Raw genomic sequence first — 26,123 nt, forward strand, 5'->3', positions numbered from 1 at the left:
ATATTTTATATCCTAATGAAAGGAGGGGGGCTGATGAAAGCAAAAGTGACTGTGACTGTTATAAACGTCAACGTACATCAATCAGCTAAACCTACGAACTTCCAGCGACTATTGAACATTCCTGCGATCTTCGATTATATTTTCCATTATGTGTTCCATTTTTTGAAGCATTTTGTTAAATAGTTCTAGGAAGTAGCCGGCCCAATTTTGGGACGGCTATTTCTATTTTACGACTCATATTGTACTACAGAGAGCGAGGTGTTGTGAGTGAATAAGTTACCCGTAGAAATTCAGTCCATTGTCAATTATCTTCGCAGATCGCGTCAAGACGAAGAGCGTGAGCGACGCACTGGCGAAGATACGCTGGCCGAACAGGAACAACTCATGGATCGTGTATTGAGCCAGCATGGTGTTCCTTATGAGCAGCATAAGGAAATAGGCTCTGGTGACAAGATTGAAACACGACCGGTATTTAAAGAAATCCTTCAAGGTTTGAAGGAAGGTCGTTGGGATGCGATTGCGGTGAAGGAAATCAGCCGCTTAGGCCGGGGAAGTTATACGGATATGGGCGTTATTTATGATCTATTGATCGACCGTCGTCTCTACATCATCACTCCATCCAAGATCTATGACCCTAAGAATTTCTCCGATCTTCGCCAAATTCGTTTTGAACTCTTTTTATCCCGTGAAGAATTCGAGATGACACGTGAACGTTTGATGGGAGCACGTTATAATTATGCGCTCCAAGGTAAGTGGATGGCCGGTTCTGTTCCGTATGGATATCGGTACAACGAACAAACGCAACGTCTGGACATAGAACCGGAACAAGCACAGGTGGTTCGATCGATTTTTTCTCTATATACGAAGCAAAAACTTGGTTACCAGGCCATTGCCAAACACATAGAAAAACTTGAGATCCCAACGGCAACAGGTCGAGCGAAATGGCATCCGGAAGTCATTCATCGTCTTTTGCAAAAGTCGGTCTACATCGGTCAAGTGCAATTTCGAAAAACAGAACGAAAAAATGGCAAGTTAATTCAACGCCCAAAGGATGAATGGATCGTCGTAGAGAACGCGCACGAGCCGATCATCAACAGGGAGGTATGGCTGGCTTGTCAAAAACGTATGGGGAAGCAAAACGAGAAACTACCTGTCAACAAAAACCATACACCATGGGAATTAACCTCCCTCATCATCTGTGGTGAGTGCGGGAAAAAGATGCAACGTCAGTTTACAACGCAGCAATATCAGAAGAAAAATGGAGAGAACTCGATCTACGAAAAGGAGTTTTTACGCTGCGAATGTGGCGTCTATGTGAAATACCGGGAAGTGGAGAATCGGTTGTTGGAAGTAATGGAACGAATCAGTCTAGACGGAAAGCAGTTGAATGAGCAACTGGCCACAAGCTTACTCCGGCACGAGACTGACCACGCACTTCCACATGTAGACATGCTAGAGCAGATTGAACAAGAAATTGAACTCTTGAGAAAAAAATTAGCCCGCTCCTACGACTTGGTTGTTGAGGGGGTTTTTAGCTCCAAAGAGTTTGAAAAGCGGCGAGATCAATACCAAGCCAAATTACAAATCAAGGAGCAAAAAGCGGCCTTGATGAGGAAAGAACACGAACAGAGCATTCAAGACCAAGAACAATCACAAAATGCCCTTTACGACCTCCGTACCCCCCCGTCAAATCTTATGCAGGCGTATGAGATGATTAAACACCGTGAGTTACGCAACAGATTGTTAAGGATTTGCTTTGAGCAAATCCTTCTTCATGTAGAAAAAAAGGGACGTGGTCGCAAGCCAACGACCTTTACACTTAGACTAAACACCTCTTTTTTTGTGAGCCTTTCACAAACGTTGAAATGATCGTCGCCCACACCAACGAAACGGAGTACAAATCGTTCATCTCCAACAAGAAGAACGAAGCGCTCCAATCGCGGATGATCGTCATGCCGATCCCGTACAACTTGAAAGTCTCCGAAGAAGTGAAGATCTACGAAAAACTCGTCAAGCAGTCTGACATGCGCCACGTCCACATCGCGCCGCATGCGCTGAAAACGGCGTCGTTCTTCTCGATCCTCACCCGTCTCAAAGACTCCAAGAAAAACGGCGTCGACCTTCTGAAAAAACTCAAGCTCTACGACGGCGGCACCGTCGAGGGCTTCAAGGACAAAGACATCCAGGAACTGCGCACAGAGTCCCCGGATGAAGGAATGTTCGGCGTGGACCCGCGCTATGTCATCAACCGCATCTCCAGCGCCCTGATCCGTCGCGACACCAACTGCATCAACGCGCTCGACGTCTTGCGCGCGATCAAGGAAGGTCTCGACCAGCATGCGTCGATCTCCAAGGAAGACAAAGAACGCCTGATGAACTTCATCGGCATCGCCCGCAAAGAGTACGACGAAGAGGCGAAAAAGGAAGTGCAAAAAGCGTTCGTGTACTCCTATGAAGAATCGGCGAAAACCCTGCTCGAAAACTACCTCGACAACGTCGAAGCGTATTGCAATTGGCAAAAAATCAAAGATCCGATCACCGGCGAAGAGGTCGATCCGGATGAAAAACTGATGCGCTCCATCGAGGAGCAAATCGGCATCTCCGAGAACGCCAAGAAAGCGTTCCGCGAAGAGATTCTTATCCGCATCTCCACCTACGCCCGCAAAGGCAGGAAGTTCGAGTACAACTCGCACGAGCGCCTGCGCGAAGCCATCGAGAAAAAACTGTTCGCCGACCTCAAGGACGTCGTCAAGATCACCACGTCGTCCAAGACGCCGGACGCGCTCCAACTGCGCAAGATCAACGAAGTGACCTCGCGCCTGATCGACGAACACGGCTATTGCCCGGTCTGCGCGAACGAACTGTTGCGCTACACCGGCAGCCTCTTGAACCGTTAATACGTGAGAATTGGGACAGGGGCGGAAGACCTGTCCCTTTTTTCCAAAGAGAAAGGAGGAGCCCCGATGATCCATCGACCGTCATTCATCCTCTCGCGCGAAGACTGGTCCCTCCACCGCAAGGGCGAGCAAGACCAGCAACGCCACCAAGAGAAGGTACGGGAAGCGATCAAAAAAAACTTGGCCGATCTGGTCACCGAAGAAAGCCTGATCATGCACGACGGGCGGCAGATCGTCAAGGTGCCGATCCGGTCGCTTGACGAATATCGATTCCGCTACAACTACGGCAAAGGCCAGCACGGCGGCCAAGGAGACGGCGAGTCGCAAGTCGGCGACGTGCTCGGCAAAGACCCGTCCTCCAAGCAACAAGCAGGACCGGGCAAGGGCGAAGGCGCCGGAGAGCAGCCGGGGGTCGATTACTACGAAGCGGAAGTCTCCCTCGCGGAGATCGAGAACTTGCTGTTTGCCGACTTGGAACTTCCGAATTTGCAACGCAAGCAACATGACGAAGTGACGACGACCGACGTGCGGTTTAACGACATTCGCAAAAAAGGGCTCGCCGGCAACATCGACAAAAAACGCACCCTCGTCGAAGCGATCCGCCGCAATTCGCTGGCGGGCAATCCGGGGCTGCACAACATCACCAACGACGACCTGCGCTACAAAACGTGGGAGGAAGTGCAAACGCCGCACTCCCAAGCGGTGGTGCTGGCGATGATGGACACCTCGGGTTCGATGGGGCAGTTTGAGAAGTACATCGCGCGCAGCTTTTTCTTCTGGATGACGCGGTTCTTGAAAACCAAGTACGAGCACGTCGACATCCAGTTCATCGCGCATCACACGGAAGCGAAAGTCGTGACGGAACATGAGTTTTTCACCAAGGGGGAGAGCGGGGGCACGATCTGTTCCTCGGCGTACAACTTGGCGCTCAACCTCATTCATACGAAATACAACCCCGACCGCTACAACATCTACCCGTTCCACTTCTCCGACGGCGACAATTTGACCAGCGACAATGACAAGTGCATCAAGCTGATCAAGCAGTTGATGGACGTGTCGAACATCTTCGGGTATGGCGAAGTGAACCAGTACAACAGAAGCTCAAGCCTGATGAACGCGTACAAGAACATCCAAGACGAGAAGTTCAAACACGCGATCATTCGGGAAAAAGGCGAAGTGTACAAAGCGCTTTGCCACTTCTTCACCGCCAAAGACAAGATTCGGGCCTCGTAGGGGGCCCTTCCCTGTTTGAGAGGAGGTTTCCGGCTATGACCAACGAGGAGATGCAGCAATTGGAGTCGGCGATTGAGGAGATCACGATCCTCGCCCGCGACTTTGGTCTGGATTTTTACGACATGCGCTATGAAGTGTGCCCCAGCGAGATCATCTACACGTTCGGGGCGTACGGGATGCCGACACGCTTCAGCCATTGGAGTTTTGGGAAGAGCTTCCACAAAATGAAGATGCAGTACGACTTCGGGCTCTCGAAAATCTACGAGCTCGTCATCAACTCCGACCCGTGCTATGCGTTTCTGCTCGACGGCAACTCGCTGTTGCAAAACAAACTGATCGTGGCGCACGTGTTGGGACACTGCGACTTTTTCAAACACAACAATCGCTTTGGCAACACCTCGCGCTACATGGTCGATTCGATGGCGGCGTCGGCGGAGAGGATTCGCAAGTACGAGCAGGACCACGGCAAACTCGCCGTGGAGGAGTTCATCGACTCGGTGCTCGCGATCCAAGAGCACATCGACCCGACGTATGTGGGACGCAAGATGAGGTCGCGCCAGTATGACGAACCGAGCGAGCCGACGGCCGCACTCGACCCGTTCGCCGACGTCTTCGAATGGACGGAGAAGAAAAAAGCGGAGGAGCCCAAACCCGCCCCCCGCTTCCCGGCGCAACCGGAGAAAGACCTGCTGCTGTTCATCATGCAGCACGCCAAGGGGATGCCGGAGTGGCAGCGCGACATCTTGACGATTATGCGCGAAGAGATGCTCTACTTCTGGCCGCAGATGGAAACCAAGATCATGAACGAAGGCTGGGCGACGTATTGGCATCTGCGGATCATGAGGGAGTTGGATTTGGATGAGAGCGAGACGATCGAGTTCGCCAAAATGAACGCCGGCGTCATCATGCCCTCGAAGACCTCGCTGAACCCGTATCATGTCGGGCTGAAGATCTGGGAGGACATCGAGAAGCGCTGGGGTCGTGAACGGATGTGGGAGATTCGCGAGTACGATTCGGACATCTCGTTCCTGCGCAACTACTTGACCAAGGAACTGGTGGAAGAGATGGACCTGTACTTGTACGGCAAGCAAGGGGACGAGTGGAAAGTGATGGAGAAGGACTGGGAGAAAGTCCGCGACCAACTCTGCGCCTCCCGCGTGAACAGCGGGTTCCCGGTCTTGATGGTGCACGACGGAGACTATCTCAAGAACGGCGAGCTGTACCTCAAGCACCAGTTCGACGGCACGGAGCTGGACGTCAAATACCTCGAAAAAACCCTGCCCCACGTCTACAACCTCTGGGGGCGCACGACGCACCTCGAAACCATGCTCGACAACCGAGCGGTGGTCTTCACATTCGACGGCAAGAAAAACCACCGTCGGTTCGTCTAATCTTCACAGGTGTTTGCGAAAAAGAGAGCCGACACGTCGGGCTCTCTTTTTTTATCAGGAACTTGAGACTTCGCTATCATGGTATCCGATCTCTTCCAGCCGTAGAATTTCCTTGAGGTGAGTGTTATGAAAGGCAAGTTGCTGCGCGGACTGGTTGTGACTTTTTTGCTGATCCTGATCGTGGGATGCTCTCTGCAAGAAGAAGCAAAATCGATGATGGAGAACCACCAACAAACGACGACAGACCCTATAAACCAAGCCAACCTGACCGACATCCCGGATGATCTCAAGATGGCGATCGTCGATGTCGAGGACTCCCGCTTCTACGAACACAGCGGGCTCGACCTGTACGGCATCGGGCGGGCGGTCTACACCGATGTGACCACGATGTCGGCTGCGGAGGGCGGAAGCACGCTGACCCAACAACTGGCTCGCAGCGTCTATCTCTCCCAAGACCGCACCTTCTCCCGCAAAGTGAATGAGATTGCATTGGCGTTCGAATTGGAACATACTTACAGTAAAGATCAAATTCTCGAAATGTATCTCAACAACGTCTACTTCGGCAACGGCGCATTCGGCATCCGAGCGGCGGCAGAAACCTACTTCGGCAAAGGGCAAGACCTCAAACACCTGACCCTCGCCGAATGCGCTCTGCTCGCCGGGCTCCCCAACGCCCCCTCGGCGCTGAATCCGTGGTTGGAAGCAAACGTCCCGAACGCGCTGGCCCGACGCAACCATGTGCTGGACGCGATGTATCACAACGGCGACATTACGCAGGAAGAGATGACCCAAGCCAAGAGTTCGCCCTTGAAACTCTTCGGCCAGTAAGAGGGGAGTGAGAACGGATGAAGAAACGCAAACGCATCTGGTTGCTGATCGCCCTCTGCCTCACAGCGGGCTCTGTCGGCACCGTCTATGCCGTAACGGCCGACTCCGAAGAAGCGGCGGTCAAGAGCTTCCTCAACAACTGGAACCGGCAACAATATGCCCAGATGTACGAAGGAGTCTCCTCCGATGTCAAACAGTCGATGACGCAGGAGCAATTCGTCAACCGCTACCAATCGATCTACGAAGGCGTGGAGGCCAAGGACGTGAACGTCCAACTCGTCTCGATGGGGGACCAAGACTCGTTTCGCTTCCATGTGCAGATGAACACCCTCGCCGGCCCCTTGCAATTCGAAGAACCGGCCACCGCCGTCCAAGAAGGTCGGCACTGGAAAATTCAATGGAAACCGTCGTTCCTCATCCCCGACTTGCAAGCGGGAGAAAAAGTCAGCGCCAACGTCCTGCAGGCGGAGCGCGGGCAGATCGTCGACCGCCACGGACGGGGTCTTGCGATCAACGACGAGCAACTCAGCATCGGAGTCGTCCCGTCCGCACTCACAGACGAGACGATCACCAAGATGGCAACTCTCTTACATATGAACACGCAGACGATCCAAGACAAACTTCACGCCGCATGGGTCAAGCCGGACTTGTTCGTTCCGATCAAAGTCCTGCCCCAAACAGACATGCTCGTCCCGAAACTCACAGCTCTCCCCGGCGTTACGACCCAGAAGCAAAAAGTGCGCGCCTACCCGCTCGGCGAGGCGGCGGCACATTTGATCGGCTACACGGGCGATGACGGCCAAGGCAAAGCTGGTCTGGAAAAACTCCTCAACGACCGTCTGAGCGGACGAAACGGCGGTCGCATCACCATCCAAACTGCAGACGGTATCACCAAGCAGACCGTCGCGGAAAAAAAACCGCTGGCAGGCGAGGCCGTCCAACTCACGCTCGATGCCAAGCTGCAAGAGAACGTCTACGAGCAACTTCACCACGAATTGGGCGCCGGCGTTGCCCTCCACCCGTTGACCGGCGAAGTGCTGGCGATGGTCTCCACGCCGTCCTACGACCCGAACGAGATGGCGCACGGAGTGACCGACGAACAATGGAAGTCTTGGAACGAAGACCCGAACCATCCGTTTCTCAACCGCTTTGCCGACGACTACCCGCCGGGGTCTGCGTTCAAACCGCTGGTTGCCGCGATGGCGCTCGATACGAACATCATCACGCCCCAAGAGACGCACGAAATTCCGGGCAAGCAATGGCAAAAAAGCGCCGCTTGGGGCGACTACTACGTCACCCGCGTGTCCGACACCTACATCCAAGTCGATCTCGAAAAAGCACTGATCGCGTCTGACAACATCTATTTCGCACAGACCGCTCTGAAAATGGGCGAGAAGTCGTTCACCGACGAAGCGATGAAGTTCGGATTCGGGGAAAAACTGCCGCTGCTGTATCCGTTTGATCTCTCGGCGCTTGCCAACAGCGGCATGAAAAACGACATCCAACTCGCCGACTCCGGCTACGGTCAAGGAGAAGTGCTGATGACCCCGATGCACGTCGCGGCGGCCTACACCGCTTTTTCAAACGAAGGCAACATGCTCACGCCGTACCTGTTTGCCAAGGAAGCGAAAAAAGTCTGGAAGCCAAACGCCATCCAACCGGACGTCGCCCGCCTCATCGAGCAAGACTTAGTACAAGTCATCGACAACCCGAACGGCACCGGCCACGGCGCGAAGATCGACGGGATGACGCTCGCGGGGAAAACGGGCACGGCGGAACTGAAACAGACGCAGAATACCACAGGCAAGGAACTTGGCTGGTTTGTCGCCTACGATACGCAAGACCCGCACCTGTTGGTGACGCTGATGGTTGAAAACGTGCAGGGACGCGGGGGAAGTCACTTGCTAGCCTCGAAGATGCGAACGCTTTTTCAAGAGTATGGAGAGCGGTCCCACTAGCGACAATTCCCATTTTCCGTTAAGATGTGCTTGAAGGTTTGTACGAGATAGAGAGGAGAATCTCGGTGGTACCTTTCGCCTGTCTCTATGTTGAAAAGGGAGAGCCCTATCACGCCGGATCGTGCCTGTTGTTGGAAACGGACGAGACCGTGGTCGGCCGCGCGACCCAGCACGAGGTGCCGGACATCGCGTTTGCGAACGTGTTCGTCTCGCGGCGTCACCTGCTGATTCAAAACGTAAACGGCAGAGCGGTTTTGCAAGACCTCGGCAGCAAGACCGGCACGTTCATCGGCGACCGGAAGCTTACGCCGCACACGCCGTATGAGTTGCAGAATCTCGACATCATCCGGCTGGCGGGCGGCATGGTGTCGCTCCGTTTTTCCAGTGAATTGACCGACATGACGATGGAGTTGGACATCAACGCCCTGCCCCTCGACGACATCAACGATCTGCGCATCGACCGTGAGAAACGCGTCTGCTGGATCGGCTCGGAGTGCGTCACGATGTCAGACAAGGAATGGCGTTTGTTCCTCATGCTCTACGAACACGCCGCGACGCTCGTTACGTTTGAGGAAATCAAACGCATCGTCTGGCCGGAGCGGACTCCGGATGACGACGGAGTGCCGGACGTGGGCAACGATGAGCTGAGCTCGCTCGTCTACCGCATTCGCAAAAAACTGCACCAGAGTCGCTACACGATCTCGACCGTGCGCGGAACCGGGTTCATTTTTGAACTCAAGGAATGAAGCGGTAGGGAAGGAACGGAAAAAGGAGCCCCCAGTGGAGGCTCCTTTTTTCGTGCGTTCGTATGCGACTTACGCTCTGATGCAGCGGAAGATCGTAGACGGGGAGTTCACGCCCTTGAGTGTGACGGTGTGTTTTTCGGGCTTGTAGCCGTTGGCTTGCAGGACTTCGCGCGCAACGACGTCCTCGCAGATCGCTTCGGAAATCCAAACTTCGCCGGCTTGGGCTTGCCCTTGCACACGAGCGGCGAGGTTGACCGTCTGGCCGAAGAAGTCGATCGTTTCGTTCGCTTTCACCGCGAGCGCCGGGCCGGTGTGCAACCCGATCTTGAGTTCAAGCGTCGTGTCGAGGTCGGCGATGCTGTCGTTCAAGCGCTTCATCACTTGCACCATCGCCAAAGCTGCCGTCAGCGCGTCGGACGGTGTCGAGAACGACGCCATGATCGCGTCTCCCATCGTTTTGACGGTCGCTCCCGCATGTTGCGACACGACGTCGGTCAGCAGGCGGAAGTGATCTTGGACGAGGCGATACGCTTCGACGTCGCCCGTTTTTTCATAGAGAGCGGTCGAGCCTTTGAGATCGGTGAAGAGGATCGTCAAGTTGGAGATCTTGAGATTCATGCCGTTTGGCAAGTTTTCCACGAGGAAGCTCTCGCGGAACTTCTGGTTGTTGAGCAGCATCTTGCCGGAGAGGAACGGCAGGGCCTCCAACAAGTTGCCGCCTTCCTCACAGTGCAGAAGCGAGGACATGCGATCCCAATCGGTGAACATCGCCGTCAGTCCTGTCGTCTTGGTCCCGTTGTTGTTGAGGGTCACTTCCAGCGGCCCGGCCGCGAGTTCATACCACGCCGTGTGCATCGGTTCCGACCCGACATCGATGACAAGTTTCTGCGTCGTCGTCGAAATCTCATCTGTGAACTGCACATTGACGACGGCGTGCTTGTCGAGGCTCACAAACCGGTAGACTTCATCCGGGGCGCCCTGGATTTGCGTCACGCCGGAACTGTGCGGGGGGACGACGAGGAAGCTTTTCATCGATTCTTTCGTCAGATACTCCACGAACTCTTTGGGATGGACAAAGTTGTCGGAGAAAAAGTAGCAGAAGTAGCTTTCAATATCTGCAAACGGCTCGATGTTCAGCTCCCGCACGTTCGGATGCAAGTTGAACGAAACTTCCACATAGTTGTCGAGCTGCGTTTCGATGGTGTCGTCACAAAGCGTGCAATAAAACGAATCGCCCATCGCAATCTGGTTCAGGGAGTCGTACGTATGCTCCACACACCCGCACATCGGGCAGATCAAGTTCCAATCCAGTTCAAACAGGCCGACTTTGGTTCCGTAGATAAACAGGTTGACGACGTGCGTGGAATCCATGCCATGCTGGTTGGCGAATTTCAGCGGATTGATGCGAAACGATTCCCAATCGCCCTGTGCCTCCAGAATTTCCCCAAATCGTTTCAACACGTTTGTGTCTTCAACTGCAAATTGCTTGGAAATCTCTTCGATCTTGCTCCAAAGTGTTGTTGTGGTGGCATTCATGCGGTCGCCAACTCCCTTTTCCCCATTTGATCTTGATGATAAAGCACATATAATGAAAAATAAAATAGATACGTCAATATTAACAGTCTAGATCGAGTCTGAGAAGGGTGAGTGTTGAATCCTGACAGGGCGTGCGCTCGAAGTGCTTTTGTACGATTTCTTCATTAAAATCATGAAACCGCTTCCGCACATCCCCTCTTGCAAATTTGGGTACAACAAGTCGTAGAGGAAAAATGATCTCGCCGACTCGCGCAACCAACGGATCTTGCGAAACCTACGCCACACGCAATGGAAGTAACCGCATGGTAAGCCATCGGGAACTGGCGGAGACAAATCTTGATTAATAAATATTCATTCGTTATTGTTCACGTAAAATCTATTAACGATTTGCTTGACAATTCAGAATGTCGGGTAGTATGATTTGGTTGGAAAATGTGCGAAAACGTTTGCATAACATCAGATAAACGAGAGGGGACATGTGATCCAATGAAAGGCTGGAAAAAAGTTACCACCGCAGGTCTTGTAACGATGATGGCAATTACGATGGTTGGCTGCTCCGACACCAAGAGCTCCGACAACGGTTCGACCGCGAATTCCGGTTCCAAGGACGAGAAAGTCAAGTTGGTCTTCGCACGCGGGAAAGACACCACCGCTGCGTCGAACAAAATTGTAGATGCGTTCAACAAGTCGCACCCGAACATCCAAGTTGAACTGCGCGAGATGCCGTCCGACACCGGTCAATCCCATGACCAGTACGTGACGATGTTCTCCGCGAAGTCTGCTGAGATCGACGTGTTCGACCTCGACGTCATCTGGCCGGCAGAGTTTGCACAAGCGGGCTACCTGTTGCCGCTCGACCGTTTCATCCAACAAGACAACATCAAGATGGACACCTACATCCAAGGGGCTGTCCAAGCGGGTAACTTCAACGGTCAACAATGGACCATGCCGAAATTTATCGACACCGGTCTTCTCTTCTACCGCACCGACCTCGTCAAGGACGTTCCGAAGACGTGGGACGACCTGATTGCACAAGCAAAAGCAACCAAGGGCCAAGGCGGCACCCAATTCGGCTACCTGATGCAAGCGAAGCAATACGAAGGTCTCGTCTGCAACTTCGTCGAGTTTGCAGCGGCATACGGCGGCAAAATCCTCGATGACAAAGGCCAAGTCGTCATCAACAATCCGGGCACGATCAAAGGTCTGAGCAAGATGATCGAAGTCGTCAAGTCCGACTTCGTTCCGTCGAACATCACGACCTTCACCGAAACCGAATCGGCAACCGCGTTCCAAGAAGGTCAATCGGCGTTCATCCGCAACTGGCCGTACCAGTTCGCAGTCGCTCAAGATACCAAGCAATCCAAGATCGCAGGCAAAGTCGCCCTCGCTCCGCTTCCGGCGGGTGATGCAGGTTCGGCGGCAACGCTCGGCGGCTGGTTGTCCGGGATCAACAAGAACTCCAAGCATCCGAAAGAAGCGTGGGAGTTCCTGAAATACCTGACCGGCCAAGAAGGTCAAAAAATCACCGCGGTAGACGGCGGTTCCGCACCGACCCTGCTCCCGGAATACGACGATGCAGACGTTCAAAAAGCATCTCCGCTCTTTGCCAACAAAGACTTCGTAAACGGCATCTCCAAAGCGGTGCCGCGCCCGACCTCGCCGCAATACCCGAAGATCTCCGACATCATCCAGATCGAGGTATCCAAGGCGATCGCAGGTCAAGAAACCGCAGAAGAAGCGGTCAAGAACATGGACGCGAAAATGAAAGAAGTCGTGAAATAATCTAAATCATAAAACCTGAGTGCTCCTCTGTCGAATCAAAATACAGAGGGGCATTCATGGTATGTGGAAGTGGTGAGAGAACATGGCAAAAAGCAATCGCCGCATGTCGGAAAAGCAAGCCGGCTATCTGATGGTGTTCCCTGCGCTTCTGATCATCCTCGTCATCGCAATCTGGCCGGTCGTGCGCTCGTTCTGGATCTCGCTCTACGACGTTCGGTTGAACGATCCGACCAAGTCGCAAATTCACAGCTCATACGGCATCGACATGGAGCGCTACGCCAACGGACTGCCGCTCTTGAAATCGAACATCGCCAACGAGGAGAAGCAGATTCAACCTGCCGCCGCGAAGGAATTGGAAAGCGTGCTGCAGTCGATCAACGCAGTGGACCAAGAACTGCGCCAAGATTCAAAGTTTGCGGACCGCTATACCCAAGTGGACAACCTGCTCAACGACATGCAACCGATCCCGGACGATGTGAAGTTCTTCGAAGCGGATCAAACAGAAGCAGAGAAACTCAAGACAACACTCGGTGACGCGGAGAAAAAAGTCCTCGCACTCGCCAATGACAAGCAATTGAAGTCCGAAGCCGTTCTCGGTCTCGTCCGCGGTCTCCAAGGCACGGTCATCGAGCCGAACTTTGTCGGCTTCACCTACTACAAGCAATACTTCACCGACTCCCGCCTCTGGGCGTCGCTTGGCAACACGGTGACGTTTACGCTCGTGTCGGTGTTCTTCGAATTGATTCTCGGTCTCTGGATCGCCGTCCTGATCAACAAGCAGTTTATCGGACGCGGTCTGGTGCGTGCGGCCGTCCTGATCCCGTGGGCGATTCCGACGGTCATCTCAGCCTTGATGTGGAAGTTCATGTACGACGGGCAGAACGGCATCTTGGCACACGTCTTCTACACCATCGGCTTGATCTCCGACCCGGGTGTCTTGCTCACGACGAAGTGGGGCGCGATGTTCTCGACGATTTTCGCAGACGTGTGGAAAACGACGCCGTTCATGGCCCTCCTGCTGTTCGCAGGCTTGCAAACCATTCCGGAATCGCTCTATGAAGCGGCGGAAGTGGACGGGGCGACGAAACGCCAGCAGTTCTTCTCCATTACGCTTCCGATGCTCAAGACCTCGATCTTGGTCGCGCTGTTGTTCCGGACGTTGGACGCGTTCCGCGTGTTCGACCTCGTCTACGTTCTGACCGGCGGCGGCCCTGCCAACTCGACGGAGACGATCTCGATCTACGCATACAAGACGATGTTCGCCCAGATGAACTTCGGTGCGGGCTCCGCACTGTCTGTCATCGTCTTCCTCTGCGTCGCGCTGATCTCGATGGGCTATATCAAAATCCTCGGCGCCGATCTCATCGGCGAAAACAGCGGGAAGTAAGGGGGAAGGACGATGCAGAAAAAAGCAGGGCCTTTGTTCTATGTGTTCCTGATCTGTTTCTTGTTCGCAGTCATGTTCCCGTTCCTCTGGCAGTTGCTGGCGTCCTTGAAGCCGCCGGGTGAACTGTTTGGCGCGAATGCGTTCAACATCGGAATCCAAGAACCGTCGATCAACAACTACAAACTCGTCTTCACAGAGCGACCGTTTGGGACCTACCTCTGGAACTCGTTGGCGGTCGCGGCGCTGACCACGATCTATGCCATCGTGATCTCCGTGTTTGCTTCCTACGCCATCGCGTGGTTGAATTTCAAAGGCAAGACGATCATCCTCGGCATCGTGCTCGCCGTTTCGATGTTCCCGCAGATTGCCACGATTTCTCCGATCTTCATGTTCTTGCAGTCGGTCGGGCTCACAAACTCGTGGCTTGGCTTGATCATCCCGTACACCACGTTTGCATTGCCGCTGGCAGTGTGGAACTTGACGATCTTCTTCCGCAAGTTGCCAAACGACTTGGCAGAAGCGGCGAAGATGGACGGAGCGACGATCTGGCAGACGCTGACGAAAGTTTTCCTGCCGCTCGCGATGCCCGGCGTGTTCACCACCGCCATCCTCGTGTTCATCGCCGCGTGGAATGAATTCCTGTTCGCGCTGACGATCAACACCGAAGAAGCGATGAAGACCGTGCCGGTCGGGATCGCGATGTTCCAAGGCCAGTACACTCTGCCTTGGGGTGAAATCTCGGCGGCTTCGATCATCGTCACCGTGCCGCTCGTCGTGATGGTTTTGATCTTCCAACGCCGCATCGTCTCCGGTCTGACCTCCGGTGCGGTCAAAGAATAGTTTTTCTTGCAAAAAGAGTCTCCCTTGCGCCACGGCGCGGGGAGGCTTTTTTTGTGCGGCATGTGAATGGAGGGGAGAGGCGATGTCGTTGCGATTGCAGCTCCACCCGCGCATTGAAGGGAAAAAAAGCCGTGTCCTCGCCGTGCTCATCCACGGCCTCGGCGCACCGACCATATGCGGCGCTATTTCGTCGGACGTGCTCATCCCGATGTGCAAGACGACTTGCGCCGCTCGATGGAGGAAGTCGGACAGCGGATCGTGGAACTGGGCTCCGACGAATTCGAAGCCGCGATGGCCTGCCAATACGACCCCAAGTAAGACCCTTGTCTGTAAAAAGAGACCCTGCCCGGTGAGGCGGGTCTCTTTTTTCTCACCCGTTTATTCAATTGGGAATTTATTTGTTTTCTTTTAAATAAATTTTAGTATTGCAATATATTATATTGTAATTTTAACTTAGTTTTGATATATTTTATGTGTGGATGAAAGTTTGGAAAGGTCCCTGTACCAGACGTCACTCACAAGACTCCAGAGATATACATCCTAGAACATTCTCATGTAAAGGAGGTGTTTCGAATGGAGAACATGTTTGATCTCGACATTCTCGTCAATTCCACCGTAAGCGCGCAAAGCATCAACGATACTGATCTTTCCGGGAACAGTTGCTATTGCAATACCAGGGTCTGCTAATCGACCTGGAACATTTGTGCCAACGATCTCATGTAAAGGAGGTGTTTCGAATGGAGAACATGTTTGATCTCGACATCCTCGTCAATTCCACCGGAAGCGCGCAAAGCATCAACGATGCTAATCTTGAAACGTCCACTGACTATTGCAATAGCACTACCAAATTCTGCTAATCGACCTAATCCGCACCTTGCTCCAAAGAGGTGACACACGCCGCCAGTTCATCATCTCCACCCACGACGCCACGTTCTACGAACTGATGCTCAAAAAATTCCGCTTCCTGCGCGTCGGCGTCATCGAATACGAAGGCTATTCCGAAAAAGGCCCGCTCACCTACCGCGACCTCCGCGAACCGCTCTCTCCGGACATCGACCTGCAAGACATCCTGTGGACCGAACAACAAGCGTACCGCGCGTAAAAAAAGAGACACACCCCACACGGGCTGTGTCTCTTTTCCACGGACAAAAAATTTTTCTACGAGAATCGACGCTTTTGTACATTTTTGGCAGGTGTTTCGGGAAAAAATACTATATACTAATACGTGTTGTGTGTTATCGGACTTGTAAAAACAGGCTGATGGGAGTGCGTCTAGTGTATGCGTGAGAGTAAGCAGCCGTTTGTCATGGTCTTATTCGGAGCGACGGGGGATCTTGCAAAACGCAAGCTGTTTCCCGCCCTCTATGCGTTGTATCGCGATGGGCTGATTCATGAACAATTCGCCATCGTTGGCGTTGGTCGTTCGGAAATGGGGCAACCCGAGTTTCGTGCTATGGTGCACGATTCGATCACCAAACACAGCCGTTTGTCCTTCCAAGAAGGACAGGCGTGGGAAAACTTCATCGGGCGAATCGACTATGTGGCGCTCGACGTCACCAACCCGGATACCTACGGGAAGCTGCGCACCGTCGTGGAAGGCCGTGAGAAATTGATGGACGGGTCGTCCAACCGACTGTTCTATCTCTCGCTGGCTCCCGAACTGTTCGGCACGGTGGCGACCAATCTGCGCCACGGCGGGCTGACCCAGAACCAAGGCTGGAAGCGTCTGATCATTGAGAAGCCGTTTGGCAAAGACCTCGAATCGGCACGTGCGCTCAACGAAGTGATCTCGCAATCCTTCAAGGAGGAAGAGGTCTACCGCATCGACCACTATCTCGGCAAAGAGATGGTGCAGAACATCGAGATGCTGCGCTTCACGAACATGCTGTTCGAGCCGCTCTGGAACAACCGCTACATCGACAACGTCCAGATCACCGCTTCCGAAACGCTCGGTGTCGAGGACCGCGCCTCTTACTACGAACACTCCGGCGCTCTGCGGGACATGGTGCAGAATCACATGCTCCAGATGCTGATGATGGTCTGCATGGAACCGCCGTCCAAGTTTGAGACGGAAGCGATTCGCGACGAGAAAGTCAAAGTCCTGCGCTCGCTGCGTCGATATGCGGAGGACGAAATCTCGCAATACGTGGTGCGCGGCCAATACGTCGCGGGCCAGATGAAAAACGAGCCCGTCCTCGGGTATCGCGATGAAGCGAACGTCGCTCCGGATTCGGACACGGAAACGTTTGTCGCGGCGAAGCTGTTCGTGAACAACTTCCGCTGGTCCGGCGTGCCGTTTTTCATCCGCACCGGCAAACGCATGCCGAAAAAAACCACCGAGATCGTCATCCAGTTCAAGGACGTTCCGATGCTGAACAACTTCCATCACGCCGGCACCGTCGGCCCGAATCTGCTCGTCATCCGCATCAACCCGACGGAAGGCATGACACTCTATCTAAACGCCAAGAAGCCAGGCACCGATGACGAAGTTGTGACGATCGCGATGGACTTCTGCAACAACTGCGACATCGAAGGCGGTTCGCCCGAAGCGTACGAACGCCTGATCAACGACGCCATCCAAGGCGACTCCACGTTCTTCACCCGCTGGGACGAAGTTTCGCTTGCGTGGAAGTTCGTCGACCCGATCCGCCGCGCGTGGGACAAAGGTCTCGTGCCGTTGCACGAATACCAAGCGGGCACATGGGGGCCGAAAGCGGTCAACTACTTGCTGTCTGAAGACAACGTGCAGTGGTGGTACATCGATGCAAACGAAGCCCACACGCTGCCCGCTCAGATGCAGGACGGCGTTTTTTCGAGGAGGTAATCTCGCATGAACTATAAAGTGTACGACGTCTCCATGCCGATTTTTAACGGCATGCCCGTCTACAAGGACAAACCGACCAAGCAACCGAACATCTCCGTCGTGCAGGACTTCGACACGGCGACCGCTCGCGAATCTCGTCTCGACATGGACGTGCATTGCGGCACGCACATCGATTCTCCCTTGCACATGGTGCCCGGCGGCGGCACGATGGAAGTGATTCCTCTGGAAACGATGGTCGGACCCTGCCGCGTGCTCGACCTCACGAACGTCACGGGCGGCATCACCCGCGCCGACCTCGAAGCGCAGACCGTCGAGCAGGGCGATTTCTTGATCCTCAAAACCAAGAACTCCGCCGAGAGCGTCTTCAACCTCGAATTCGTCTACCTCTCCGTCGACGCAGCGGAGTACTGTGTGGAAAAAGGCATTCGCGGCGTCGGCATTGACGCACTGGGCATCGAGCGCAGCCAACCGGGGCATCCGACGCACAAAACGCTGTTCCAAGCGAACATCGTGATCATGGAAGGCTTGCGTCTTGGAGACGTCCAAGCGGGCGAATACTTCCTCTGCGGGGCTCCGCTGAAATTGTTGGAAACCGAAGCGGCTCCGGCGCGTGTTTTGCTGTTGCAGTTTACGCAATAATACCAGAGAGAGAACTTTAGAACCTACTGAGGAGATGACCAGAACATGAAGCTCGGACTGATCGGTCTCGGCAAAATGGGGTACAACCTGGCCCAGAACTTGCTCGACCACAACCACAGCGTAGTTGGCTATGACGTAAACGCCCAAGCGGCGAAAGACCTGCAATCGTTCAACCAGAACGCCATCCCGGCTGAAACCATCCAAGACCTGATCGAAAAACTCGACACCCCGCGTGTCGTCTGGGTCATGGTTCCGCACAACATCGTGGACAGCGTGCTCGACACCCTGCAACCGCTGCTCTCCGCCGGTGACATCGTCATCGAAGGGGGCAACTCGCATTACAAAGAATCGGTCGCTCGCGGAGAACGCATGGCGGAGACCGGCGTCCACTACTATGATGTCGGCACGTCCGGCGGTACCGAAGGCGCACGTCATGGTGCTTGCTTCATGATCGGCGGCAACGCAGAAGTATTCCCGACCATCGAACCGATTTTCCAAGACCTCTCCGTGGAAAAAGGCTACCTCTACGCAGGCGATGTCGGGGCCGGCCACTTCCTGAAAATGGTCCACAACGGCATCGAGTACGGCATGATGCAAGCGATCGCCGAGGGCTTTGAAGTTCTCGACAAGTCGAAGTACGACTACAACTACGAGGACGTCGCCCGCGTCTGGGCGAACGGCTCCGTCATCCGCGGTTGGCTGATGGACCTGACCGAGCGCGCTTTCTCCAAAGACGCCAAGCTCGAAGGCATCCGCGGCGTCATGCAATCGTCGGGCGAAGGCAAATGGACCGTCGAGACCGCGTTGGAGCTCCAAGCGAGCGCTCCGGTCATCGCGATGTCGCTGTTCATGCGCTACCGCTCTCTCGAAGACGACACCTTCCACGGCAAAGTCGTCGCCGCTCTGCGCAACGAATTCGGCGGACATGCCGTCGTCAAAAAGTAGTTCCAGGCAGGAAAAAGAGCCTCAGCCCGTTCTGACACGGGCTGAGGCTTTTTTGTCGAGAAAAATGAGAGTTCAGTGCAATCGCTTTCTCATATCTTCTCTTATAAAGAGTGGAGAGGTGGAGCAACCGATGCAACCGAAAATCGCGTATTTCAGTGCCGAGTTTGGTTTGAGTGAATCCCTTCCGATCTATTCCGGAGGTCTTGGCGTATTGGCGGGGGACCATGTGAAAGCGGCCAACGACTTGGAACTTCCTCTGGTGGGGGTCGGAGTGTTATATCGCCGAGGGTATTTTCAACAACGCATCCTCGAAGACGGTTCCCAAGACGCACAATACCCGCCGATGAACCCGGAGGAGTTGCCCGTGCAAGCGGTGCTCGACGGTCACGGGCACCCGCTCTTCGTCGAAGTGCCGCTTGGAAACCGCCTGATCTACTTGCGCGTCTGGCAGGCGAACGCGGGAAACGTTCCCATCTATTTGATGGACGCAGACAACGACCGCAACTCCGACCAAGACCGTCGCTTGACCGACCGTCTCTACGGCGGCGACCAAGAGACGCGAATCGCCCATGAAGTGATCTTGGGCATCGGCGGCGTGCGTGTTCTGCGCGCGATCGGATTCGAGCCGGACGTGTGGCATATGAACGAAGGGCACGTCGCGTTTCTCGCGTTGGAGCGAATTCGCGAATACTCCGCACAGGGCGTTTCGTTTGAAACGGCGCTCGAGGCGGTGAAAGCCTCCACCGTTTTTACCACGCACACGCCCGTACCGGCGGGTCATGACCAGTTCTCCTTCGAATTGATGGACCGCTACTTGGGAGACTACTTCTGGCAGTTGGGCGCCGACCGTGCGAAGATCTTGGGTCTGGGCCGCCACAACGACAAATTCAACATGACACGCCTCGCGTTCCAGACCGCTTCAAAAGTCAACGGCGTCTCCAAACTTCACGCCGAAGTGACGAAGGAACTTTTTCACAAGTGGTGTCCCGACATCCCGCCCCAAGACATTCCCGTGGAAGCGGTCACCAACGGCGTTCACACGGAGACGTGGCTTTCTCCTGAACTGAGTGAACTCTACAACCAACATCTCGCCTACAACTGGCCGCGTGCCGTCGCCGACCCGCAGACGTGGGTGAAAGTCGAGGAAATCCCCGACGACAAGCTCTGGGGCGCACATCAGTCGGCAAAGCAACGCATGACCGAACGCTTGAGTCTGCCGAATTTGCAGAACGTGCTGACGATCGGGTTCGCCCGTCGATTTGCGACCTACAAGCGAGCGTACTTGCTGTTCCAAGACCTCGACCGATTGGAGCGCATCGTCAACCACCCCGATCATCCGGTGGCGTTCGTTTTTGCAGGCAAGGCACATCCGGCCGATCATCCGGGGCAAGAATTGATCCGTCGCATCGTGGAAGTCTCCAAGATGGAAGGATTTCAAGGCAAGGTCTTCCTCGTCGAAAACTACGACATGAACATCGGACGCCACTTGGTGCAAGGTGTGGACGTCTGGTTGAACACCCCCGTAAAACCGATGGAAGCCAGCGGCACTTCGGGAATCAAAGCAGCACTCAACGGCGTGCCGAACTGTTCTGTTCTCGACGGGTGGTGGGATGAAGGCTACAACGGCGAAAACGGTTGGGCGATTGAAGGCAAGACCGAGGGCGGGCGGGGCTACCAAGATTGGGTGGACGGTGAAACGCTCTATCGCGTTTTGGAAACGGAGATCGCGCCTCTGTACTACCGCCGTGGCGAAGGGGGAGTTCCGCACGACTGGGTCACCGTTATGAAAAACTCCATTCGCACGATCACGCCCGAATTCAGCACCGCACGCATGGTCGGGGAGTATTGGAGTCGCGCCTACGCACCTGTCGCCGAGCGGGGACGACGGTTTGCGGCGAACAACTTGGAAGTGGCACAGCGAGTCGGCGCGTATAAGCAGTTCGTCCGCACTTCGTGGGACTCCGTCTACATCCAAGACATCAAACTCAGCCCCCACGAGGACGGAACGCGTGTGCAAGCGTGCATCCGATTGGGCCGCATCTGGCATGCGGACGTGCGCGTCGAAGCGGTCGGTTCCGATGGACACGGCGGCATTTGGAAGCAAGAATTGCGCCCGGTGACAGAGAATGCCGGCGGGAAGTACCTGTTCGAATGCGACTACCCAAACCGCATCGAAGTCTGGCGCAAAGCGAACGCCAACATCCGCGTCGTGCCGATTTCCCCGGACTTCTGCAACGATTTCGAGCTGGAACTGACGAGTTGGGGGACGAACTGGCGATAGGATTTGAAAAAAGTGATGGGGCCGCGAGCCTTTCCGTCACTTTTTTTCGTGTCGAATCAAAAAAGTTTTCTCCTGTTTTCCTAAAATTTCGACACGAGATGGAGGTTGAATTGGGAATGTTTGGGCATGAGAGCGGATTCACGTGTCGAGCGGTGTCTGCTGAGGGCGAGAGGCGTGTTTTTTGTCAGAAAGGAATCGTGAGCATGGGCGCGAAACTTAAGCCTAACAAGAGATTTTCACGCTGGAGGAGACCATGAACGCGAACCAAGAACACACAATGTGGATCGAGATCATTCAACGGCTCGAAGCGGGCGAGATGCAGTCCGAAGTGGCTCGGGCGTATGGCATGTCCCGCGGGAAGTTCAGATATCGTTTGCAAAAATTTATGGAGACGGCAGGCATGGCGGAGATCGCCGTGACCTCTCAAGAGATACAGTTTCAAGAGCAAGAACCTTCGATAGAAACGAAGATTGAGTCGACGCCTGTTTCGACGCCGACCCCTGCGCCGACTTTCGCGACCGAAGCGGCTCCGGTCACAAAACCGGCCCCCGCACAAGTGGCGCTCAAACTCGACACGCCGCTCGTCGATCCCTCTCTGCGCGATGCTTCCTTGGTCGACGAAACGTGGAACCGCAGTCACGGCCTGAACCGTCTGGTCGCGATGGTCAAGGAACCGCGCACGCTGTTTGCCTACTGGGAAGTCAACGAGCAGCGCAAACACCTGATCCAAGAGCACTTCCGCGCCGATTGGAATGTCTTGCCGTTTTGCTTGATCGTCCATGATGTGACCGATTTGCTTTTTACCGGCACCAACGCGAATGACAAGATCCGCATCGACGTCAACCCGCGTGCGGAGAGTTGGTACATCCACGGCATCGCACCGGGTCGTCGCTACCAGATCGACCTCTGCACCCAGACGATCACCGGCCAACTGTTCACGATCTTGCGTTCGAACATCGTCGAAACCCCGCCGCTTCCGCAAGAGAATCAAGCGAAGCCGCACCTGAAATTCAGCACGATCCACCAAGAGACGCCGGACTTCTTGCGCGCCAAGGACGCAGAACTTGCACCGTCCTCTCTGGCCAACGAACCGTGGCACGACAAGTTCACCGGCTACAACCTCTCGGAATCGAAAGCATCCGGGGAAGGAGACAAGCTCTAATGGTAAAAGGCTACCTCGCCCTCGTCCTGCACGCACACTTGCCGTACATCCGACATCCGGAAAGTGAAGCGTACTTGGAGGAACGCTGGCTGTTCGAAGCGATCACAGAAACCTACATCCCGCTCCTGCAGGTCTACCAAGGACTGCTCGCCGACGGCGTTGAATTTCGCGTCACGATGTCGATTACGCCGACGTTGTTGTCGATGCTGACCGACCCCCTTTTGCAAAAGCGCTACCTCAAACACCTCACCAAACTGATCGAACTGGCGGAAAAGGAAGTCTTGCGCACCGAATCGCAAGCCCAGCAGTTCAACGGACTGGCCTTCAAATACCTGAACCGCTTCACGTCTCTGCGGGAGTTCTACCTGCGCTACAACGGCAACTTGATCCCCGCGTTTCGCGAACTGCAAGACCTCGGGAAGTTGGAGATCATCACGTCGGCGGCGACACACGCGTTTCTCCCGAACGTCATGACGGAGGAAGCCGTCCGCGCTCAATTGCAGACGGCGGTCGACCTGCATACGGAACATTTCGGCCGCGCCCCGCAAGGCATCTGGTTGCCGGAGTGCGGGTATGCGCCTGAACTTGATCTTTTATTGAAGGAATGCGGTCTGCGTTTCTTCTTCACCGATGCGCACGGCGTTTCGACCGCCGAGCCTGCTCCGGTGTTTGGCACGGCGTCGCCCGTGCTGACTCCGCACGGCGTGGCGGCGTTTCCACGCGATGTCGAATCGTCCCGCCAAGTGTGGAGTTCACACGAGGGCTATCCGGGCGACTTCAACTACCGCGAATACTACCGCGACATCGGGTTCGACCTGCCCATCGAAGAGGTGAAAGACTACATCCACCCGGACGGCATCCGCATCAACACGGGGATGAAGTACTTCCGCATCACCGGCAAGTCTGAGCAAAAGGAACCCTACAACCCGCAATGGGCGCGGGAAAAAGCGGCCGAACACGCCGGCAACTTCCTGTTCAACCGCGAACGACAAGTCGAGCATCTGTCCTACCAAATGGGTCGCCGCCCGATCATCGTCGCGCCCTATGACGCGGAGTTGTACGGGCACTGGTGGTACGAAGGCCCGCAATGGTTGGACATGCTCTTGCGCAAGATGCACTTCGACCAGACGACGATCAAAACGATCACACCTTCCGAATACTTGGGTCTCTATCCGGACTTCCAAGTATGCCGTTTGCCCATGTCTTCCTGGGGGAGAGGCGGCTACTCGGATGTTTGGTTGCGCAGTGAGAACGATTGGATCTATCCGGCGTTGCATCGCATGGAGACTTGCATGATCGACTTGGCGAACTCGTTTGCAGAGCCGTCCGACTTGGAACGCCGAGCGCTCAACCAAGCGTCTCGCGAGCTGATGCTGGCACAGAGCAGCGACTGGGCGTTCATCATGGACAACAAAACGATGGTCGACTATGCCGTGAAACGCACCAAGCACCACGTCAATCGCTTTGACGCCCTCTACGGCATGTTGAAAAAAGGCAACCTCAACGCGATGTGGTTGTCCAAAATCGAGCTCCTCGACAATCTCTTCCCGGCCATCAACTTCGAGGCGTATCGTTCCAAACACGAACTGCGCCAATTCGCCCCTTCGACTTCACCGGTCGTGCTCCTGCTCTCGTGGGAGTTCCCGCCGATGACCGTCGGTGGTTTGTCTCGCCATGTGTACGACCTGACCCGCTATCTCGTGAAAAACGGCTGGGACGTGCACGTCGTCACCACCGAAGCGGAGGGCGCACCGTTTGAGGAAGTCGTCGAAGGAGTTCACGTTCACCGCGTTCACGTCATGAAGCCGGACGGAGCTGAATTTGAGCACTGGGCGTTCCAATTGAACCTCATGATGATCGACACCGTGCAGGGGTTGCAGGACGCAGGTTTGAAATTCGACCTGATCCACGCCCACGACTGGCTGGTGGCCTACGCCGCCGAAATGATCAAAAAAACAAGCGGTGTTCCGCTCGTTTCCACGATTCACGCGACGGAGCACGGGCGCAATCACGGGATTCACACCGACCTGCAACGCTACATCCACGGTCTGGAATGGAAACTCACCTACGAATCGCAGCGCGTCATCCTCTGCTCCACGTACATGCAGCGGGAAGTGGAGCAGGTCTTCCACCTGCCGTCCGACAAATTGGACGTCATCCCGAACGGCGTGGACCCGGAGATGTTGCGTCCGACCGCGCTCGCAGAAGCGGGCAAGGGCGTTTTTGCCAAAGAGGGTGAGAAGTTGGTGATGTTCGTGGGCCGTCTGGTGCGGGAAAAAGGCGTTCACACGCTGTTGAACGCCGTCCCGATGATCGTGGACGAGTTCCCGGAAACCCGCTTCGTCATCGCGGGCAAGGGTCCGTCGATGGAATCGCTCCGAGAGCAAGCACACGCGATGGGGATCGCGGATCGTGTGCGGTTCACCGGGTTTATCTCCGATGAAGATCGCAACTCCCTGTTCCAAGAAGCGGACGTGGCGGTGTTCCCGAGCTTGTACGAACCGTTTGGCATCGTGGCGCTCGAAGCGATGGCGGCGAATACGCCGGTCGTGGTGTCGGACGTCGGGGGCTTGGGCGATGTGGTGCAGCACGGGCGCAACGGGTTGAAGATGTACCCGGACGATGCGCACTCGCTGGCGTTGCAAGTGAAGAGTTTGCTTCGCGATGCGGAGTTTGGCAAGCGTCTGGCGCAGACCGCGTTGGACGAGATCGACCACTACAACTGGAATTGCATCGCAAGGCAGACGACCAAGGTGTATCACAAAGCGTTGGGGCTGGATGTCCGCGTGCCGACCGTTTTAGAAGCGGCGGCGGCGATGGAGTAGGAAAAACGGAGACATGAGAGATGGGAGGCCGTCCGTAGGGAAAGCGGAGGGCCCGAGCTGCCGGATGAAACGAACACCTGAGAGGAGCGTGCCGCAATGAAAGCTGTGATCATGGCTGGAGGTCAAGGTACTCGCCTGCGACCGTTGACAGACAGAATGCCGAAACCGATGGTGCCGCTTTTGGATCGACCTTGTATGGAGTACATACTCGACTTGCTCAAGCGCCACGGAATCACCGACATCGCCGTCACATTACAATACCTGCCAGACGTGATCAAGCAGCACTTCGGCGACGGCTCTGCGTATGGAGTTCGTTTGCACTACTTTGAGGAGTACAGCCCGCTCGGTACAGCGGGCAGCGTGAAAAACGCCGCCGACTTCCTCGACGAAACGTTTTTGGTCATCAGCGGCGATGCCTTGACCGACTTTGATCTGACGCACGCGATGAACTTCCACCGAGACGCTCAAGCGCTCGGGACGATGGTTCTTACGCAAGTGGACGACCCGACGAGATTCGGCGTCGTGACAACGGCGGAGGACGGGCGGATCGTAAGGTTCCAAGAAAAGCCGAGCTGGGACGAAGTGTTTAGCCATACGGTGAACACGGGAATTTACGTATTGGAACCGCAGATCTTGGAGTTCTTCGAGCACGGGCAGAAGTACGACTTCAGCTCTCAACTTTTTCCTCAAGTGTTGGCTCAAGGACTCCCGCTCTACGGCTGCATCGGCCGGGGGTACTGGTCCGACATCGGCACGCCCGACCAATACCGCGAAACCCAGATCGACATGATCTACGGCCGTGTCAAAACGAACATCTACAAACTTGCTATTTAGAAAAAAAGCCCATGC

At 55.0% G+C, this 26,123-nt stretch carries 18 protein-coding genes and 2 pseudogenes; 19 read left to right on the forward strand and 1 reads right to left on the reverse strand.

Annotated elements, in window-relative coordinates; genetic code table 11:
• The first annotated feature begins 267 nt into the window (after positions 1-267).
• The 7 genes and pseudogenes from JJB07_RS05940 (at position 268) to JJB07_RS05970 (ending at position 9,053) form a co-directional block, all read left to right on the forward strand.
• The gene (locus tag JJB07_RS05940) at positions 268-1,869 is read left to right on the forward strand and encodes a recombinase family protein (RefSeq protein ID WP_201632155.1); all 1,602 of its coding nucleotides are present in this window, start codon (positions 268-270) and stop codon (positions 1,867-1,869) included.
• A pseudogene (locus tag JJB07_RS05945) lies at positions 1,863-2,897 on the forward strand (protein prkA); the annotation flags it as partial. The gene JJB07_RS05940 and the pseudogene JJB07_RS05945, both read left to right, overlap by 7 nt.
• Positions 2,898-2,963: 66 nt before the next feature.
• Positions 2,964-4,130, forward strand: a complete 1,167-nt coding sequence (yhbH, locus tag JJB07_RS05950) for a sporulation protein YhbH (RefSeq protein WP_201632158.1) — start codon at positions 2,964-2,966, stop codon at positions 4,128-4,130.
• Between the two features lie 35 nt (positions 4,131-4,165).
• On the forward strand, positions 4,166-5,521 hold the full coding sequence (locus JJB07_RS05955) for a SpoVR family protein (RefSeq protein ID WP_201632161.1): 1,356 nt from the start codon (positions 4,166-4,168) through the stop codon (positions 5,519-5,521).
• A gap of 126 nt (positions 5,522-5,647) precedes the next feature.
• Positions 5,648-6,349 (forward strand): transglycosylase domain-containing protein, encoded by a 702-nt coding sequence (locus JJB07_RS05960; RefSeq protein ID WP_201632164.1) that lies wholly within the window; start codon positions 5,648-5,650, stop codon positions 6,347-6,349.
• Positions 6,350-6,366: 17 nt separating this feature from the next.
• Entirely contained in the window at positions 6,367-8,307 is a 1,941-nt protein-coding gene (locus JJB07_RS05965; protein WP_201632167.1) for a penicillin-binding transpeptidase domain-containing protein, read from the forward strand.
• 65 nt (positions 8,308-8,372) lie between these two features.
• A complete protein-coding gene (locus tag JJB07_RS05970) occupies positions 8,373-9,053 on the forward strand; it encodes an FHA domain-containing protein (RefSeq protein ID WP_201632170.1) in 681 nt (226 codons plus the stop codon).
• A 69-nt stretch (positions 9,054-9,122) separates the two neighbouring features.
• On the opposite strand, the gene JJB07_RS05975 is transcribed toward JJB07_RS05970, so the two are convergent.
• Positions 9,123-10,589 (reverse strand): adenylate/guanylate cyclase domain-containing protein, encoded by a 1,467-nt coding sequence (locus JJB07_RS05975; protein WP_201632173.1) that lies wholly within the window; start codon positions 10,587-10,589, stop codon positions 9,123-9,125.
• Positions 10,590-11,075: 486 nt separating this feature from the next.
• Here JJB07_RS05975 and JJB07_RS05980 point away from each other — a divergent pair, with 486 nt between their 5' ends.
• The 12 genes and pseudogenes from JJB07_RS05980 to JJB07_RS06035 form a co-directional block, all read left to right on the forward strand.
• Entirely contained in the window at positions 11,076-12,371 is a 1,296-nt protein-coding gene (locus tag JJB07_RS05980) for an ABC transporter substrate-binding protein (protein WP_201632176.1), read from the forward strand.
• Between the two features lie 82 nt (positions 12,372-12,453).
• The gene (locus tag JJB07_RS05985) at positions 12,454-13,758 is read left to right on the forward strand and encodes a carbohydrate ABC transporter permease (protein WP_201632179.1); all 1,305 of its coding nucleotides are present in this window, start codon (positions 12,454-12,456) and stop codon (positions 13,756-13,758) included.
• 12 nt (positions 13,759-13,770) lie between these two features.
• Positions 13,771-14,598, forward strand: coding sequence for a carbohydrate ABC transporter permease (locus JJB07_RS05990; RefSeq protein WP_201632182.1), 828 nt, complete (start codon positions 13,771-13,773; stop codon positions 14,596-14,598).
• Between the two features lie 174 nt (positions 14,599-14,772).
• Entirely contained in the window at positions 14,773-14,916 is a 144-nt protein-coding gene (locus JJB07_RS05995; RefSeq protein WP_201632184.1) for a hypothetical protein, read from the forward strand.
• Positions 14,917-15,472: 556 nt separating this feature from the next.
• On the forward strand, positions 15,473-15,700 hold the full coding sequence (locus JJB07_RS06000; protein ID WP_201632185.1) for a hypothetical protein: 228 nt from the start codon (positions 15,473-15,475) through the stop codon (positions 15,698-15,700).
• A gap of 177 nt (positions 15,701-15,877) precedes the next feature.
• Positions 15,878-17,422 carry a glucose-6-phosphate dehydrogenase gene (gene zwf, locus JJB07_RS06005; protein ID WP_201632187.1) on the forward strand — a complete coding sequence of 515 codons (1,545 nt, stop codon included), beginning with the start codon at positions 15,878-15,880 and terminating at the stop codon, positions 17,420-17,422.
• A gap of 6 nt (positions 17,423-17,428) precedes the next feature.
• Entirely contained in the window at positions 17,429-18,061 is a 633-nt protein-coding gene (locus JJB07_RS06010) for a cyclase family protein (RefSeq protein WP_201632189.1), read from the forward strand.
• Between the two features lie 45 nt (positions 18,062-18,106).
• Positions 18,107-19,006 (forward strand): phosphogluconate dehydrogenase (NAD(+)-dependent, decarboxylating), encoded by a 900-nt coding sequence (gene gnd / locus JJB07_RS06015; protein ID WP_201632191.1) that lies wholly within the window; start codon positions 18,107-18,109, stop codon positions 19,004-19,006.
• A 130-nt stretch (positions 19,007-19,136) separates the two neighbouring features.
• Positions 19,137-21,287: an alpha-glucan family phosphorylase gene (gene glgP / locus JJB07_RS06020; protein ID WP_201632193.1), complete on the forward strand. Its 2,151-nt coding sequence runs from the start codon at positions 19,137-19,139 to the stop codon at positions 21,285-21,287.
• Positions 21,288-21,540: 253 nt separating this feature from the next.
• Positions 21,541-22,449 carry a DUF4912 domain-containing protein gene (locus JJB07_RS06025; protein ID WP_201632196.1) on the forward strand — a complete coding sequence of 303 codons (909 nt, stop codon included), beginning with the start codon at positions 21,541-21,543 and terminating at the stop codon, positions 22,447-22,449.
• Positions 22,449-25,274, forward strand: a complete 2,826-nt coding sequence (locus JJB07_RS06030; RefSeq protein ID WP_201632199.1) for a 1,4-alpha-glucan branching protein domain-containing protein — start codon at positions 22,449-22,451, stop codon at positions 25,272-25,274. Before JJB07_RS06025 ends, JJB07_RS06030 begins: the two co-directional genes overlap by 1 nt.
• A gap of 96 nt (positions 25,275-25,370) precedes the next feature.
• Positions 25,371-26,090, forward strand: a pseudogene (locus JJB07_RS06035) (nucleotidyltransferase family protein); the annotation flags it as partial.
• Positions 26,091-26,123: the final 33 nt, after the last annotated feature.

This window comes from Tumebacillus amylolyticus, assembly GCF_016722965.1.
Classification (GTDB): domain Bacteria; phylum Bacillota; class Bacilli; order Tumebacillales; family Tumebacillaceae; genus Tumebacillus; species Tumebacillus amylolyticus.